Origin of the sequence: Streptomyces sp. NBC_00576, from assembly GCF_036345175.1 — a bacterium.
Classification (GTDB): Bacteria; Actinomycetota; Actinomycetes; order Streptomycetales; family Streptomycetaceae; genus Streptomyces.
Genome location: NZ_CP107780.1, coordinates 3,136,160 through 3,152,712 on the forward strand (window position 1 = coordinate 3,136,160; position 16,553 = coordinate 3,152,712).

A 16,553-nucleotide genomic window follows, 5' to 3' on the forward strand; every position below is an offset into this window, starting at 1 on the left:
GCACTTGCCTTGTCGCCACTGCGGTCACAGCGCGTCCTCCGCCGACCGGAACCCGTCCGGCGCCGCGAGGGTGAACTGCGGGTCGCCCGCGCCGAGGCGCTGCCCGTAGCCGACGATCGTGTCCCGCAGGAAGGCCGCGACGCTGTGGGCGGCCGAGGCGGCGTCCTGGTGCGGGGCCGCCATGAAGCCGAACTCGGGGCGGGTGGCCAGCACCCGTACCGTCGAGGCCTCCGCGCTCCCCAGGCCGAGGGCGATCATGTGCGGGGCCACCGAGTTGCCGCCCTGGTCGACCAGTTCGGCGTACGCGCTCCGCCAGCCGATGCCCTCGTCGGGGACACCGCCGGTGAGGAAGAAGACGATCGGCCGCAGCACCTGCGTACGCTGCGTCTTCACCAGGGCGACGTCCTGCCGCAGCAGCGCCTGGAGGGTGCGGAAGGCGTGGGCGTACGACAGTCCGGGGCGTCCGGTGAGGATCGGGGTGCGGGTGCTGGGCAGCACCGTGTCCAGGGGCAGCCTCAGTTCCGTGGCGGCGGCCATGCCCAGCACGCACAGCCGCAGCGCGGCGGAGACGCCCGGGGCGCCGGAGAGCGCGGAGTGCAGGGAGGCCAGGCCCCGGTTGAGTTCGTCGAGGCAGCCACGGTCGAGGGATTCGTCGAGGACGAGATAGATGAGGGCGGCGCCGGAGAAGGCGGCCGGAGCGGGGGCCGCGTCCGACTGGACCGGCACCACCAGCGTGGGTTCGTACATCTGCGGCTGTCCCGGCGCCGGCTGCTGCTGCGGGGGCATGGGTGCCGGCGTCTGCTGCGGCGGCGCCGTGAGCTGGGCCGGGGCCGTCGCCGGAGCGTCCCAGGGGCGGGCGCCCGGGAGTGCGGGCGGGGCCGTGGCCGAGAGGGGGACGTGGCCGCCGGTGGCCATGCCGACCTGGCCGGTGAGCTGCTGGCGCAGCAGGTCGAGGTCGCCGGCGACGATCAGACCCTTCTCGGCCATCACCTGGAACAGGCCCAGGGCACGCTGGTTCTGCAGTTCGGCGGTGGCCATCCGCGCCGCCTCCAGCTGGCGGCTCATCTCGAAGGCGCCGGCGGCGTCGCCCGGGTGGGTGACCAGGTAGTGCCGGATGAGGCCCTCGCTGTTGGTGAGCATGCCGGCGAACGAGTCGGCCTGCCGTTTCGTGGACTCGATCTCGTAGCTCTGTTTGATCGCGTCGAGCTGGCCGCCCCGGTGAGCGCCGCCCACCGCGGGCAGGTGTTCGGCGGAGTCCCGGCGTTCCTTCCAGTCGGCGTCGATCAGCGACTCCAGGAAGGCCAGCGCCTTGGTGTCGGGGCGCACGGAGGCCCGGCAGCCGTCCACGACCAGCCCCTGCGGCAGGTTGGCCGGGGCGGCGCAGAGCTGGTTCAGATGGCGCTGCAGGCCGAAGGAGTCCTCGATGGAGAACAGTTGTCCGGCACCGTGGAACAGGCTGATCAGATGTCCGTGGACGAGGGGCAGCGGGTCGGTGAGGCCTGCCCGCACGAAGTCCTCGGCGCCCTTCCAGCCGTCGACGCGGAAGGTGAAGGAGAGGGTGACCTCGAAGGCGTGGACGCCGTCCCGGGAGACCAGCGGGTTGTTGCGCAGGACCGCGCTGCGGTGCTGGGGCCGCATGTCGACCTCGTACCGGGTGCGGTACCGGGAGAAGACCTGCTGGCCGGGGCTGAGCGGACGGCCGTCGATGCAGACCACCTCGCCGGAGGCGGTGGCGTAGACGACGGCGAGGTGGGGTTCGCGCGCCTTGGTGGGGCCGACGGCGAAGCGCGGCACCGGCGACTGGTTGACGATCAAGGACACCGGCTGGGTCACCGGGCACCTCCTGGCCGATCGGGCGGAGCGGGCGGTCTCGGTCGCAGGGCGCTGCCGAGGACGGCGGCGGAGCGGGGCAGGGGACGGAAGCAGTCGCGTTCGTTCCAGTGGGCGACATGGCGCTGGAGGATCTGGCCGGCGCGGGGACTGCGCGCGGCGACGTCGTCGACGAGGATGCGGACCAGGTCGTCCAGGAGGAGCGGATCGGTCTCGGCCTGGGCGGCCCACTTCTGGAGCACGGCCTCGGCCTCCTCGCCGAAGAGTTCGCCGCCGATCACCTCGGCCCACAAGTAGCCGAGCAGCCGCCGCAGTTCACCGCCCGGCGGATCCGCCGCGGCCAGCCGCAGGAGGGTGGGTCGGCTGCGTGCGGCGATGCCGGGGGTCGGAGGTTCCTCGGAGAGGAGGGTGTCGGCGAGGATCAGGAAGACGAGGTGTCCGCAGGCGCGGCTCTCGGCGGTGTGCGCCATCTCGGCCACGGCGCGCAGCACCACGAGGGCGTGCGCGGCGAGGTCCTCCTCCAGCAGGTCGGCGAAGCTGTCGCCGATCGCGATGGCGACCTGGATGTTGTCGACGGTGCCGAGCCGGGTGAGCGCCGCGACGGCGGCGGTGAGGTCGGCGCCGCCCAGACAGAGCCCGTAGGCACGGGCGGCCGCCGCCTGGTACTGCCAGACGTCGCTCAGGTACCAGCCGTCGACGAGCGCCCGGACGCCGCCGCGCAGGGCAGGGTCGCGGGCGCAGACCCGCAGGGCGTACCCGATGGCCTCGCGGCGCTGCCAGCCGCTGTCCTCGTCCAGGGCCCACCCTGCGAAGACCTGGTTGGCGATGTACTCGAAGGCCTCGGTGGCGATCAGTCCGAGGGCGGTCCCGGCGAAGCTGCGCACCTGCTGGGTGGGCGAGTCGACCAACTCCGCGAGCCAGCCGACGAGTTCACGCTGGATGCGGTACTCGGACCAGACGTGCCGGATGATCCGGGGCGGATAGGCGGGGTCGCGGTACTCGGCGACCGTGCACGGCAGTCGCCCGAGGCTGCCCCGGGTGACCGCGCCGACGGTCCGGGCGCGCAGCTTCTCGGCGAGCAGCCGCCGGGACTGCGCGAACGGGTCGTGCCGCAGCGGTACGGGACCGTGCTCGACGCTGGGGGTGAGGATGCCGCGCTCGCTGCGGAACCACTCCAGGAGCAGGGTCGCGGCGAGTGCCACGTCCTCCTGGGGCAGCCCGCCGAGGACGGCGAGGGCGACGGCCTGGGTGCGCAGCCCGGTGTCGCCGAGCCCCTCGAACCACTCCTCGGGTGTCTCCCCGCCTGCCCGGTCCATCCGGGTGCGCACATGGTCGGTGTCGATGGCCCCGGCCTTGTGCTCGTGGGCCAGCACCTCGGCGAGGCGGGCCGCGTCCCGACAGGCGGCATGGTCGTCGAGGAGTTCGGTGGCGAGGTCGCCGACACCGGCCGCGGCGAGCGCGCGCTCGGCCTCCAACTCGCCGACGAGATGCGTGAGATGGGCCTCCAGGACGGTGTGCAGTGTGCCCGGTCGGTCGATCCGCCGTACGTACTCGCCCGCCCCGCGCCCCAGTTCGGCCTCGGAACCCGCGATCAGGACGAGCCGGGCGTCCGCGCGACGCAGCAGCTCCTCCAGCCCCTGGAGCAGGGAGCCGCTCAGTTCGCCCAGGTCGGGCGGCCGGTCCAGCAACAGGCCCGCCCCGCTGCCGAGTTGCTTCAGGTCGGTGAGCCGGCTGAGTTCGGCGACGGAGTCGAGCAGGTACCAGGCCTTCACCTGGGCGGCGATCAGCAGCCGCACCCCGGCCGCGGTCTTGCCCGCCCCACCGGGCCCCCGCAGCACGACCGACCGCCGCTGCCAGGCGTCGGCCAGTACGTCGTCCCAGCGGGGCGGCGCCTGGAAGGCGTGCCGGACGGTCTCGACGGTGGTCGCGGACAGCGCCCGCATGACGACGTCCCGTTCACCGGCCGCCACCTGGACGACGATCTTGTCGCCGTGGACCCGGTCCCCGCCGATGTGTGTCCACGCCTCGCGCAGTGTCCCGGCGCGCAGACTGCCCTGCCCGGTGCGGTTGGTGGCCCCTCTGGCCCGCGTTCCCGCGCCGACGCCGACGTTGTCGGCCCCGCCGCCCGCGTCCCCCGACGGCGCCCCGCCGTCGGCGCCCGGCGAACCGCCCTGTCCGTCACCGCCCGCCGGGGGCGCGCCGCCGTCGCCGGAGGCGCCGGGCGGTCCGGACGCGGGAGCCGGACCGGGGGACGGCGCGGGCGCCGGTACGGGAGCCGCGGCGGGCGCGGGTGCGGGCGCCGGAGTGCCGGGCGTGCTCATCGCTCGTCCACGGGCGCGTTGATGTAGTACACGTTGCCGCCCACGTCGTCACGGCCGACGACCTTCGCCCCCTCACCCACAGCGATCTGACTGTCCGTCACATCCCGTGCGGTGAGCGTGGGCGGCGGAACCGGGCTCCCCGTGCCGGTTCCGCCGCCGGCTCTTCCCGCTCCGCCGCCCGGGGCCTGAGCTCCCCCTGTTGCCCGGCCGGGCGGCTCCCCCGGATCCGCGGGAAGTCCTGGTGGCGCCGCGTAGCCGGGTACGGTGACCCAGCCTCGGCGCGGTTCGCCGTGCTTGGTGACGAAGTCGGCGGGCAGATAGGCCGCCGGGTCGATGCCCGGGTAGCCGCCGAGCACGACCGACGTGTGGACGTTCTCCGAGACCACCACCACGAGCAGGGCCCGCCGCGCCTCGGCGAGGACCTGCTTGACGGGGCCCGCGTCGACCAGCCGGGCGAGGTCGTTGATGGCCGTGCCGGTCCAGCGCTCGCCCTGCCGGATCACGAGTCCCTGGTTGAGGCCGACCCGCAGCCGCATCCGATGGTCCTCGTTGTACTTCGCCCGGTGTGCCAGCAGCGCGTCGTCCAGCCCGCGCTGGAGTTCCCGCAGCAGCCTGGTCGGGCTGGTGTCCACGGGGACGAGGATCAGCATCCCGTCGCCGCGGTCCTGGACAGGGCAGCCGGCGAAGCCGAGTCCGGCTCTGCCGAGTGCGAACTCGACCACGTCGTAGAGCTCTTCGTGCAGGGTGGCCTGGGCGTTCTCCGGGCGCAGACTGAAATCCTCGATGTCGAGCAGCACGATCCAGTAGCTGAAGGGGTCCGGCGACACCATGTCCGTCCTCCTGTGCTCCGGGCCGGGCCACGAACGCCCCGGCCCTTCCATGCAAGGGCCATACACCAGCAGTGTCTACGCCAACTGGCGCACAGTGTGGCTGATTTGACACATCGGCATCTTTTCCGACATGACGACACACAAACAGGTAAGAGGGCGCTTGCCCCGTTTATGCGGCTGCCGGGCGGTATCTGGCGATCCGTCATAACCCTCGCCCGGACGGGGTAGGGGGAGGGTCGGCACGGACGGAGAGACAGCGGTTGAGACACCGAGGGGGACTCTGTGCGTCAATGGCCCGCCCCTCCGGCGCTGTTGATCGGCGCCACCCTGGCCGTGGTGGGCCTGCTCCTGGCGAGCCTCCTCACTCACGGCTCCCAGGAACCGGGCGCCCCCGGAAGCGCCACGGGCAGCATCCGTTCGTCCACGCCCGCCTCACCGGCCCCCGGCGACAACAAGGGGGAAGAGGACGACAGGGCGGTCCAACTCCCGGCCAGGGTGCCCGCCTTGTGGCCGACACCGCAGAGCGTGCGCCCGGGCCCGGGCACGGTGCCGATCGGCCGGACGGTCGCGCTGCGCTCCGACGCCGGGACGAACACGGCCACCCTGGACGCCGTCGCCCGGACCCTCCGCGAGGCCGGCGTCCACCAGGTGCGCTACGGCGACCACCCGCAGCGGAACGAACTGCTGCTCACCATCGCCTCCGAGGTCCCACAAACCTCTGACGAAGCGTCAACAACCCTCGTCGCCCTCGGATTTGAGCCACCGAAGAAGCTCCCGCCCGGCGGCTACGTCCTCGCAGTCGGCGCCGACACGAAAAGCCGCCCCCGTGTCGTGCTCGCAGGCTCCGACCCGGCCGGCGCCTTCCACGCCGCCCAGACCCTGGCCCAGCTCGTGCGTCCGGTCGGCTCCTCCGCACCCCGCGCCGACCTGCCCGCCGTACACATCCGCGACTGGCCCGCCACCTCGACCCGGGGCATCGTCGAGGGCTTCTACGGCACTCCCTGGACCCAGCAACAGCGTCTGGAACAGCTTGACTTCGCGGCCCGCTGGAAGCTGAACACATACATCTACACGCCCAAGGACGACCCCTACCTGCGCACCCGCTGGCGCGACCCGTACCCCGCATCCCGCCTGACCTCACTGAGCGCCCTGGTCCGCCGGGCCACCGCCGACCACATCACCTTCGTCCACGCCCTCTCCCCCGGCCCCACCGTCTGCTACAGCTCCCCCACCGACACCGCCGCGCTCACCCGCAAGTTCCGGCAGCTGTGGGAGATCGGGGTGCGCTCGTTCGCCGTACCCCTCGACGACATCGACATCAGCCGCTGGAACTGCGCCCGGGACCGGTCGGCGTACGGCACCGGCAAGGCCGCCGTCGCACGTGCCCAGGCCGATCTCCTCAACCGGGTCCAGCGCGACTTCGTCGGCACGCACCGGGGTGCGGCGCCGCTGATCACCGTGCCCACGGAGTACACGGGGTCCCGGCCCAGCGCGTACAGGAGCACCCTCGCCGCCCGTCTCGACCCGGCCGTCACCGTGATGTGGACGGGCCCCCAGGTCGTCTCCCCCACGCTGCGCACCGCCCAGGCCCGCGCGGCCCGGAGCACGTACGCCCATCCGGTGCTGGTCTGGGACAACTACCCGGTCAACGACTACACACCGGGCCACCTCCTGCTGGGCCCCTACGAGGGCCGCGACCGCACTCTGCCGGGCACGGTCGCCGGCCTCACCGCCAACCCGATGAACCAGGCCACCGCCTCCGCCCCGGCCCTGTTCTCCCTGGCCGCCTACACCTGGAACCCGGGGAGGTACCGCCCCGAGGCCGCCCTCGACGCGGGCCTCGCCACCCTGGCCACCGGAGACTCCCGCGCCCTCACGGCCCTGCGCGCCTTCGCCGACGTCAACCGCGCCTCCCGCGTCAACGCCGTACAGGCCCCCGACCTGGCCGCGCTGACGTCGGCGTACTGGCGCGGCGGCATCACCGCCGGGAAGGCCCTGCGCGCCCGGCTGACGGTCCTGGCCGGGGCCCGCGACAGCGTCCCGGCCGCCTTCCGTACATCGGCGTCACCGTGGCTGGCCTGCGCGAGCGAGTGGGCCAGGGCCGCGCTGGGCGCGATGGCCGTCCACGAGGGCAGGGGCGACCGCTCCGAGGTCCGGGCCCTGCGCGACGCCGCCCGAGCCCACACGGTCGTCGACTGGCAGGGCCGCAAGCGCGAGGTGGAGGTCGGTACGGGCGTCCTGGACACGTTCGTGGCCCGCGCACTGACGGAAACGTGAGAGGGCGCCCACCGACGATCCGGCAGGCGCCCTCTCACGTACTACTCCGTACTACTCCGTACCGCTTCGCGCTACTTGTTCAGGTACGTCCAGAACTCGTCGAACGACAGGAGCTTGTCACCGTCGAGGTCGCGGGAGGCGATGATGACCTCGGCCACGGACTCGGTGACGTTCCAGTCGCCCTCCTGCGCCAGGGCGGACTTGAACTCGGCGGCCGTGATGAAACCGTCACCGTTCGTGTCGATCCGCTCGAACTGCTTGCGTGCTTCCTCGATGTCCGCCACCGGGACCCGCCCCTTCATGTACGTACTGCTGACGGGGTCAGATTAGCTGGCCACGCGGCCACGCAGCGCCGCGACCACCCACGCGAACTCCTCACGGTGTGTCGGTAGCGGGTCCGTACCGCGAACCAGCGCGTTCAGCTCCCGGAAGCGGGCCAGTTCGCTCTGCGCCGCGGACTCGATGCGCTCCAGTACGGCAGCCCGGTCGGCGTTGCCGAGCAGTCCGGCCAGCACTTCGCCGGCCTCCGCCGACCCGGGGTCGACGCCCCGCTCCCGTGCCTCGCCCGCGAGCTGCACCAGACGGCTCATGAACCACAGGGACGTACCGGCCGGTACGTCCGGCCCCCGGTCCGCCGCGTTGAACTCGATCATCTGCCGCATACGCGCCCTGAATCCCGGGTCCTGGATCAGCTCGGCCAGCTCCACCCAGGCGTCCACCTGCTCGGGCGTGGGGTCCTCGGGCAGTTCGCCGATGCCGAATCGCAGCCGGGTGCGAATGTCGGGGTCCGCGGTGTCGAGGCCCCCGAAGGTCTCCTCCATGAAGTCGTCGGTGATCCGCTTGCGTTCGGCGGCCGACAGCCGCGCCAGTTCGGGGGTCTGGGGGTATCCCCCAGAAGGCACAGCATGAGTGTCATCTCCTCCGCGGTCGAACCGCGTCTCGCCACGGACGACAGCACCGCACGGGTCACCCGCAGCGTCCGGATCTGCGCGTCCAGCGCCGCCACATGTGTGGCGGCCACCTCCGCGACCGTCGTCTCCCCGGCCAGCACCGCGCGTACGGGGTCCAGGCCGAGGCCCAGTTCACGCAGGGTGCGGATCAGTTCGAGGCGGGCCACGGACCCGGCGTCGTACAGCCGGTAACCGCCGGACGACCGGGTCACGGGCGGCAGGGCGCCCTCGTCGGACCAGTAGCGAATGGTCCGTACGGTCAGGCCGGTGGCCCGGGCCAGTTCGCCGATGGTGAGATATCCGGTGCCGTCGTCGATCATGTTTGCGAGTCTGGGCCTTCCAGCGGGTGGAGACTCAAGGGGCCGGGAGGGGCACTGTGGGGGAAACTCTGAAGGACATTCTCGACTCCGTGGCGCGAGGCGTGTTCCCGCCCCCCGACGGCCGTACGACCATCGTGCCCCAGGCGTCCCACCGCGACGCCGGGGTGCTGGCCTTCACCGCGCACGCGGTCGTCTTCACGGACGAGGACCCGGACTGGGTACGCCGGACCCTGGCCGGTGTCGACAGCGACCCGCTCTCCGCGCCGATGAACCCGCGTTTCCTGGCCGCCCTCATGGACCGTACGGGCCGCTCCAACGAGACGATCGACCTGCTCGCGGTGGCCTCCCCGGTCCAGGGCGATCCCCCCTTGACGCTGACGGAGATCGACGATCCCGGCCATCACCGGGTCGCCCGGGCCCACAAGCACCGTGCCGACGTCCGGGTGTGGGCGGCCGACGGCGGGGTGCTCATCCTCGGGCGCGGGGTCGCGGGTCGGCTGGAGGCCGCGGTGGAGGTGACGGAGGCGGTACGGCACCGGGGGCTGGGCCGGGCGCTGGCGTCTGCCGCGCGGCAGCTGAGCGGCGGGGAGCCGGTGTGGGCGCAGATGGCTCCGGGGAACGCCCGCAGTGTGCGGGCGTTCCAGGCGGCGGGGTTTGTGCCGGTGGGCGGGGAGGCGTTGCTCCTCGCCCACTAGTAGCTCCGCAGGATGTGCAGTTCTTTTGCTGCGGCTCCGGTGGGGGCTGGGCGCGCAGTTCCCCGCGCCCCTTGCGGAACGCCCCTTGCGTGGCGCTCCTCATGCGCTCAGTGCCACGCCTCGTAGTGCGGGTTGCTCTGGCAGCCGCTCATGATCTCGACCTTGGTGGTCTTGTTCACCGGGCAGACGCCGATGATGTACTTCCGATCGATACCGCCGGGGAAGGCGACCTCGACCTGGGCGGCCCACTTGTGGGTGTCGCCGATGGTCTTGTTCACGTCCACGCCGCCCGGGGCGTCGATGTAGTAGTTGTAGCCCGACTTCCACCAGGTCTTGTACAGGTCGTGGTCGTACGTCGTGGAGACGTACGGGGAGGGCTGGTTGACCAGGACGTACTTCTCGATGTCGTACTCGCCGTTGATGACGTCCCTGGGCTTGAAGCCCTCCGCGAAGACGGTCTCCGGGCCGCGGCCGTCGCTGCGGTAGAGGGTGCCGCAGGTCTTCCGCCAGACCGGTTCGGGCGTGATGCGGTCGACGTCGACGCGGCGGTCGACGGCGGCCTTGACCGGGTCGTCGAACTGGGGACAGGTCGCAGCCGCGGTCTTCGGGGCGGCTGCGGGGAGGGTGGCGGCCGAGGTCGCGCAGACTGCTGCCAGGGAGAGGGCGACGGCAGCGGTCCGCCGCCGCAGGTGAGTTGTGATCATGGGTGCACCATGTCGGGTCTGCGGCGGCGGGTCGGGGATCATCACTCGATCGGCGGCGTGTCACCCGGCGTGATGTGGCGAAGGCGGGCCAACTTGGCCCGGATCAGCGGAAGATGCCTGTGTGGCCGAGTGAATAGCGGCCGGGCTGTGGGTAGACGGCGAGACCGTGCGGGCCGCTGCCCACCTTGATGCGGGCGAGCTGCTTACCGGTCCGGGTGTCGATGGCGTACACCTCGGCGTTGTAACGGCCGGACAGCCAGAGGACCTTGCCGTCGGCGGAGACGCCACCCATGTCGGGGCTGCCGCCGTTGGGCAGCCGCCACTTCTTCGTGACCTCGCCCTTCTCGAAGTCGAAGACGGAGACGGTGCCCTCGCCCCGGTTGGAGACGTACATCTCGCGGGAGTCGCGGCTGACGTACAGCCCGTGGGTGCCCTTGCCGGTGGGCAGGAGGGTGGGCCGGGTGAATTTGTCGCCGTCCAGGACCCACATGCCGTCGGCCATCATGTCGGCGATATAGAACCGTTTGCCGTCCGGCGAGATCTTGACGTCCTGCGGCATCGCCCCCTCGTAGGGCAGCTTCTGCTGCGCGACGACCTTCATCTTCTCGGTGTCGACCTTGAGCAGTTCGCCACTGAACTCGCAGGACACGATGAAGTACCGGCCGTCGAAGGAGAAGTCGGCGTGGTTGACGCCGTAGCAGCTGACGGGCTCGGCCTTGACGCGCTTCATGGTGTGCGCGTCACGGAAGACGAGCTCGCGGTCGAGGGAGGCCATGACGACGGCGTACTTGCCGTTGGGCGTGAAATAGAGGTTGTACGGGTCGTGGACGCCGACCGGCTCGCCCGCCTTCCCGGTCCTCGGGTCGATGGGCGTGAGGGTGTGGCCGCGGTTGTTGTTCACCCAGAGGGTCTTCAAGTCCCAGGAGGGGACGACGTGTTGGGGCTGGCGCCCGACGCGGATCGTCTCGACGATCTCGTACGTCTTCGGATCGATGACGGAGACGGTGTCGGACTCGGTGTTGGGCACATAGACGCGGGACGGGAAGTCCCGGACGACCGGGGAGAGTCTGTTCGGCCGGTCGGCGGCGTACACATCACGCGGGTGGAGGACGGGCGGCATCCCGCGCAGCCCCTGGACCACGGGCTTGACGGGTACGGCAGGCTTGACGGGTTTGACGGGTACGGCGGGCTCGACCGTGCCGAGGGTCCGGTCCGGCTGGTCCCGGGGCTCGGTGCCGCAGCCGGCGAGTCCGGCGAGGACGGTGAGCGCGGCTCCCGTGACGAGAGCGCGGGCGATGGCGGTGAGGGGCATCAGGTCAGCAACTCCGTGGTGGTCACCGCGCGCAGGCCGCGGCGGTCGAGTTCGTGCAGGAGACCGGGGAACGCGGCAACCGTGTCCGCGTATCCGAAGTGCAGGCTCACGATCGATCCGGCGCGGACGTCGGCCATGACGTTGCGTACGACGGTGGGGGCGCCCGGCGAGGTGAAGTCGAGGGAGTCGACGTCGTACGAGAGGACGTGCGGGTAGCCGGCCCGGCGGGCGAGCCGTTCGACGAGCGGGGAGGCTAGGGCGCCGCGCGAGGGCCGGAACCAGGTGCCGATGGACCCGGTGAGCCGCTTCAGCCGCTCGGCGCACCCCCTGATCTCGGCCTCGGCATCCGCCTCCGGCATGGCGTTGATGTCGAGGTGGCGGAGGGTGTGGTTGCCGAGTTCATGGCCGCCGTCGAGGATGCGGCGAGCGAGGCCGGGATGGGCGTCGAGCCAGGTCCCGACGGCGAACACGGTGATCCGGGAGCCGTGTTTCTCGGCGGCGGCGAGCAGCGCGTGCGCGGTGGCGGGGTCGCCGTTGCCGTGAAAGGTGAGGGCGACCCTGGGGTGGTCGCGGGGGCCGTGGAAGATCTGGGCCGGGTAGCGCAGGAGAGGGGCAGGAGCGGGGGCGGGAGTACGGGTAGCCGGGGTAGCCGGGGGACGGGAGGCCGGGGTACGGGAGGAGGGGGCGGCGGGGTGAGCGGCGGCACCGCCGGTGGCGGTACCGGTCGCGCACCCGGTGGTCAGCGCCCCCGAGGCAACGAACCCGGCGCCCGCACGCAGCACCGCTCGACGGTCGGTCGTGGTCACCCGCCCCATTTAAGGGGGGTTGGCGAGCAAAACAGGCGATTAGCCCGATCGGCGGCCCGCCCATACCGTCGGACAGCCTCGCACCCGCCCGCGCGCCCTACCGATCAGCGACCCGCATCTCGAACCACGTCGTCTTCCCGCGCGGCAGCAGGTCGACGCCCCACCGGTCGGAGAGCTTGTCCACCAGCATCAGTCCCCGCCCGCTGATGTCCATCTCCTGAACCGGCATCAGACACGGCAGCCCCCGCGAGGGGTCCCGGACCTCCACCCGGATCCATCCCCGGCGCCGGCGCATCCGCAGGCCGAACACTCGCGCGCCGGTGTGCCGCACCGCGTTGCCCACCAGCTCGGAGACGAGCAGCACCGCGTCCTCGGTCATCTTGGGGGACAGTCCCCAGTGGCGCAGGATGACGACCTGGGCGAGACGGCGCGCGGTCGCGGCGGACTCGGGGCGGGACGGCAGCGGAACCTCGGCCTCCGTCGGGTTTCCGAACAACTCGAGCGCCTTGAGCGCCCGTTCGTCCTCCACCGCAGGCGACCACCGCGCCGCCGTCGCACGGCCGTGTCCCCGCGGCTGTTCCATGCCCTCCAGCCCCGCCATGCCCCCATCATGGCCGTCCGAGCCGTCCGCCGGGGCCGTTCCGGAGGAATACGCCCCCCGGAACATGTCATTCCGAATTGACCGTTCGGCATATTCCGATGGCATTTCATCGGCGCCTAAAGACCCTCTGACCTGCGGCGGAAGCTCACTTTCGGGCAAGCGACAGGCCCCCTCGACAAGACAGGCTCAAGTTTGACTCAAGGCTCCCATAAACCGCCCTATCGAGGGACCCGGATAAGACGTCGCGTCAACTGCGGGCGCTTCAGAGGAACTTCGCCTTACCGGGACCTTCCTCCACGAAGCTCCGCATCCCGATCTCCCGGTCCTGAGTCGCGAACAGGCCCGCGAACCAGTTCCGCTCGATCGCCAGCCCGGTCTCCAGGTCCGTCTCCAGCCCCGCGTCGATCGACTCCTTCGCCGCGCGCAGCGCGATCGCCGGGCCCTGCGCGAGTTTCGCGGCCCAGGCGTGCGCCTCGGCGTACACGTCGGCCGCCGGCACCACCCGGTCCACCAGACCGAGGGACAGCGCCTCGTCGGCCTTGACCATCCGTCCGGTGAAGATCAGGTCCTTGGCCTTGGACGGGCCGATCAGCCGGGCCAATCGCTGCGTACCACCCGCGCCGGGGATCACGCCGAGCAGGATCTCCGGCTGACCGAGTTTCGCGTTGTCGCCGGCGATGCGGTAGTCCGCGCAGAGCGCCAACTCGCAGCCGCCACCGAGGGCGTAGCCGGTCACGGCGGCGACGACCGGCTTGGGGATACGGGCGACGGCGCTGAAGGAATCCTGCAGGTCCCTGGACCGGGCGACCATCGCCGCATGGTCCATGGCCTGCATCTCCTTGATGTCGGCGCCGGCCGCGAACACCTTCTCGCCGCCGTACACGACGACCGCCCGGACGTCCTCCCGACGGGTGGCCTCCCCGGCGAGCTCCTTGAGGCGGTCCTGGGTGGCGACGTCCAGCGCGTTCATGGGCGGCCGGTCCAGCCGGATCGTGCCCACACCTTCGGCGACTTCGAGATGCACAGTCATGGAGGCAGGTTAACGGGGACTAACGACAACGGGCCCGGTGCTGTCAGTCACACCGGGCCCGTCAACAACGCAGCTGAGCTACGCCTTCCACTTCTCCCAGGACATGTTCCAGGCGTTGAGGCCGTTGTCCGGGTCGACGATCCGGTCGTTGGAGTTCTTGACGACGACCACGTCACCGATCATCGACCGGTTGAAGAACCAGGCCGCCGCGACCTTGCCGTCGTAGCCGCCGCGCACGTCCCGCAGGCCGATGCAGCCGTGGCTGGCGTTGTAGTTGCCGAAGGCGTCCGGCGCCCAGTAGTTGCCGTGGATGAAGGTGCCGGAGGTGGTCAGGCGCTGGGCGTGCGGGACGTCCTTGATGTCGTACTCGCCGCCGTAGCCGACCGTCTCGCCGTTCATCCGGGTCACTTCGAGGCGCTCGGTGATGACCATCTGGCCGTTCCAGGTCTCGTACCCGGGCGCGCCCGTGGTGACGGAGATGGTCTTGATGACCTTGCCGTCCCGTCGTACGACCATCTTCTTGGTCTTGACGTCGACCGTGGAGACCTGGCTGCGGCCGATGGTGAAGGAGACCTGCTTGGCCTGCTTGCCGTAGACGCCGGGGCGTCCCTCGACGCCGTCGAGAGCGAGGGCGACGGTGACCTTCGTACCCGGCGCCCAGTACTTCTCGGGGCGGAAGTCGAGGCGGTCGTTGCCGAACCAGTGGCCCTCGACGTCGACGGCCGGCTCGGTCTTGACCGTGATGGCCTTCTCGACGTCCTCGGGGTGCGTGATGCCCCGGGTGAAGCGGATCGAGAACGGCATGCCCACGCCGACCTTGGAACCGTCCTCGGGCGTGAACGTACCGACGAACGTGTTCTTCGGCGTGAGGGTGGTGAAGGAGGACTCCTCCGCCGCCGTACGCCCCTCGACGTCCTTCGCCACCACGTGCACCTTGTACGTGGTCGACGCGGCGAGATGCGATGAGGGCGCCCACTTGGTGTCGCCGGCGGTCAGCGCGCCCGCGACCGCGTTGCCCTTGCCGTCCTCGACCTTGACCTCGGTCAGCTTGCCCTTGGCGGCGCTGACGGTGAGGGCGCCGTTGGTGTCCACTGACTTCGCGCCGTCCTTGGGCGCGATGGTGACGACCGCCTGCGACTGCTGGGTCTCCGCGGTGCTGGAGTCCTTGGCCTTCGGCTTGGCGTCGTCGGCCCCGGAGTCCGAGCCGCCGCCCCCGCCGCACGCGGTGACGGCGACGAGCAGGACACCGGCGAGCAGCGCTACCGGCCCCCTGCTCCCCCGTATGCCCCGTGTCCCGCCCCGCCGTGCCGCCGCCGAAGCCCCCGATATCGGTCGCGCGTTCAAGCTTTCTCCCCTCCCCGTGGCCTGACTCAGGCCCACTTCCCCGGTGCGTCCCGCGCACCCGGGCGCATATTAAGCACAAGGTCACACCCCCCGGCGGCCCCTGAAGGTCACTGTTTCGTCCCAACATCATCAGATTGTCGGACCCGACCGTTCACATCACGCCATTGACCGTTCCAGCCTTCCGGTGACCGCTGCCGCCACGTCGCCCAACTCCCCGCTACTTCAAGGCACTGCCCGCCTTCCACTCCTTCCAGCCCATGTTCCACCCGCCGAGTCCGTTGTCGGGAGCGATCTGCTTGTCCTTGCTGTGGACGACCTCGACGACGTCGCCGACCAGGCTCCGGTCGAAGAACCAGCCAGCCGGGCTGTCCGAACTGCCGCCCTTCACATCCCTCAGCCCGACGCAGCCGTGACTGACGTTGGTGTTGCCGAAGGCGTCCGGCGCCCAGTAGTTGCCGTGCAGGAAGGTGCCGGAGGTGGTCAGACGCATCGCGTGCGGCACGTCCGGGATGTCGTACTCGCCGCCGAAGCCGACCGTACGGCTGTTCATCCGGGTCACTTCGAGCATCTCCAGGACCACCATTTTCCCGTTGTACGTGGTGGTCTTCGGCGCCCCCGCCGTGATCGGCACGGTGGCGAGCAGATCGCCGTCGCGCCGCACCTCCATGGTGTGCGCGGCGGCGTCGACCAGCGAGACCTGGCTGCGGCCGACGGTGAAGGTGAACGTCTTCCGCTGGACCCCGTACACCCCCGGCGCCCCCTCGACGTCCCGCAGTGCCAGATCGACGGTGACCTCGGTGCCCGGTGCCCAGTACTCCTCGGGCCGGAAGTCGAGGCGGTCGTCGCCGAACCAGTGCGGGCGGATCTCGACGGCGGGCTCCGCGGTGACGTGGACGGCGCGTTCGACGGCGGCGCGGTCGCGTACCTCGCGGTTGAACTCCAGCGACACGATCATTCCGGTGCCGACGGTGGCGCGGTTCTCCGGGGTGACGTATCCGATGAACCGCTCATCGGGCACGTACGTGGTGAAGGTCGTGTGCCGGGCCGAACGGTGTCCGTGGCCGTCGAGCGCCACGACGTCGACCGTGTACCTGGCGGCCAGCGCGAGTCGCGCCTCCTCGGGCCGCCAGGTCAGTCCGTCGTCGGCGATCCGCCCGGCCACCACCGACTCCTGCGCATCCTGGGACCTGACGACCCGCACCGACTCCAGACGCCCGCTGGGCACCCGTACGAGAAGGGGGTTGTCGGGGCGCACGGCGCGGCTGCCGTCGTCCGGCGAGACGCGGATCACGTCCTGCGGCGCCCGCGGTTTCCCGAACACCGAATCCGCCCCGCCCACCCCCTCCGAAGTGCAGCCGGCGGCTCCGGCCAGCAGTCCTGCCCATGTCAGTACGGCGACCAGCCCGGCCCTCGCGCGCCGAGCGCGCCCATGTACGTGCCTCACGCACGACCCAACGACGCGGCCCGCCCTGGGGAAACGTGAGTGCGAGCCACGCTCTGGGCAGAACAGGGGGGAGAAACGACGCAGAACTT

The 16,553-nt window shown here is 71.2% G+C and carries 13 protein-coding genes and 1 pseudogene; 2 read left to right on the top strand and 12 right to left on the bottom strand.

From position 1 onward, the window contains the following. Positions 1-24 precede the first annotated feature (24 nt). From OG734_RS12985 to OG734_RS12995, 3 genes are read right to left on the bottom strand one after another with little or no spacing between them, the layout of a single operon-like run. A complete protein-coding gene (locus tag OG734_RS12985; protein WP_330287644.1) occupies positions 25-1,833 on the bottom strand; it encodes a vWA domain-containing protein in 1,809 nt (602 codons plus the stop codon). Further along, a complete protein-coding gene (locus OG734_RS12990) occupies positions 1,830-4,151 on the bottom strand; it encodes a hypothetical protein (protein WP_330287645.1) in 2,322 nt (773 codons plus the stop codon). Before OG734_RS12990 ends, OG734_RS12985 begins: the two co-directional genes overlap by 4 nt. After that, positions 4,148-4,981, bottom strand: coding sequence for a hypothetical protein (locus OG734_RS12995; RefSeq protein ID WP_330287646.1), 834 nt, complete (start codon positions 4,979-4,981; stop codon positions 4,148-4,150). Before OG734_RS12995 ends, OG734_RS12990 begins: the two co-directional genes overlap by 4 nt. A 282-nt stretch (positions 4,982-5,263) precedes the next feature. Between OG734_RS12995 and OG734_RS13000 the strand changes: the two genes are divergently transcribed. Next, a complete protein-coding gene (locus OG734_RS13000; protein ID WP_330287647.1) occupies positions 5,264-7,258 on the top strand; it encodes a beta-N-acetylglucosaminidase domain-containing protein in 1,995 nt (664 codons plus the stop codon). Positions 7,259-7,329: 71 nt separating this feature from the next. On the opposite strand, the gene OG734_RS13005 is transcribed toward OG734_RS13000, so the two are convergent. Together OG734_RS13005 and OG734_RS13010 are read right to left on the bottom strand one after the other, a co-directional pair. After that, positions 7,330-7,542 carry an EF-hand domain-containing protein gene (locus tag OG734_RS13005; protein WP_235479883.1) on the bottom strand — a complete coding sequence of 71 codons (213 nt, stop codon included), beginning with the start codon at positions 7,540-7,542 and terminating at the stop codon, positions 7,330-7,332. 42 nt (positions 7,543-7,584) lie between these two features. Then, positions 7,585-8,528, bottom strand: a pseudogene (locus OG734_RS13010) (helix-turn-helix domain-containing protein). 56 nt (positions 8,529-8,584) lie between these two features. Between OG734_RS13010 and OG734_RS13015 the strand changes: the two are divergent. Beyond that, positions 8,585-9,223 carry a GNAT family N-acetyltransferase gene (locus OG734_RS13015; RefSeq protein WP_330287648.1) on the top strand — a complete coding sequence of 213 codons (639 nt, stop codon included), beginning with the start codon at positions 8,585-8,587 and terminating at the stop codon, positions 9,221-9,223. 107 nt (positions 9,224-9,330) lie between these two features. Here the strand turns inward: OG734_RS13015 and OG734_RS13020 are convergent, their stop codons facing one another. The 7 genes from OG734_RS13020 to OG734_RS13050 form a co-directional block, all read right to left on the bottom strand. Next, positions 9,331-9,927: an ADP-ribosyltransferase gene (locus tag OG734_RS13020; protein WP_330287649.1), complete on the bottom strand. Its 597-nt coding sequence runs from the start codon at positions 9,925-9,927 to the stop codon at positions 9,331-9,333. A gap of 103 nt (positions 9,928-10,030) precedes the next feature. Beyond that, positions 10,031-11,239, bottom strand: a complete 1,209-nt coding sequence (locus tag OG734_RS13025; protein WP_330287650.1) for a YVTN family beta-propeller repeat protein — start codon at positions 11,237-11,239, stop codon at positions 10,031-10,033. Further along, positions 11,239-12,054: a polysaccharide deacetylase family protein gene (locus OG734_RS13030; protein ID WP_330287651.1), complete on the bottom strand. Its 816-nt coding sequence runs from the start codon at positions 12,052-12,054 to the stop codon at positions 11,239-11,241. The genes OG734_RS13025 and OG734_RS13030 overlap by 1 nt, the downstream gene beginning before the upstream one ends. A gap of 88 nt (positions 12,055-12,142) precedes the next feature. Next, on the bottom strand, positions 12,143-12,646 hold the full coding sequence (locus tag OG734_RS13035) for an ATP-binding protein (protein ID WP_330287652.1): 504 nt from the start codon (positions 12,644-12,646) through the stop codon (positions 12,143-12,145). A 262-nt stretch (positions 12,647-12,908) separates the two neighbouring features. After that, positions 12,909-13,676 carry an enoyl-CoA hydratase/isomerase family protein gene (locus OG734_RS13040; protein ID WP_330287653.1) on the bottom strand — a complete coding sequence of 256 codons (768 nt, stop codon included), beginning with the start codon at positions 13,674-13,676 and terminating at the stop codon, positions 12,909-12,911. Between the two features lie 78 nt (positions 13,677-13,754). Continuing rightward, positions 13,755-15,020 carry a L,D-transpeptidase gene (locus OG734_RS13045; protein ID WP_443064857.1) on the bottom strand — a complete coding sequence of 422 codons (1,266 nt, stop codon included), beginning with the start codon at positions 15,018-15,020 and terminating at the stop codon, positions 13,755-13,757. A gap of 217 nt (positions 15,021-15,237) precedes the next feature. Continuing rightward, complete coding sequence (locus OG734_RS13050; protein WP_330287654.1) at positions 15,238-16,464, bottom strand: L,D-transpeptidase; 1,227 nt, start codon at positions 16,462-16,464, stop codon at positions 15,238-15,240. Positions 16,465-16,553: the final 89 nt, after the last annotated feature.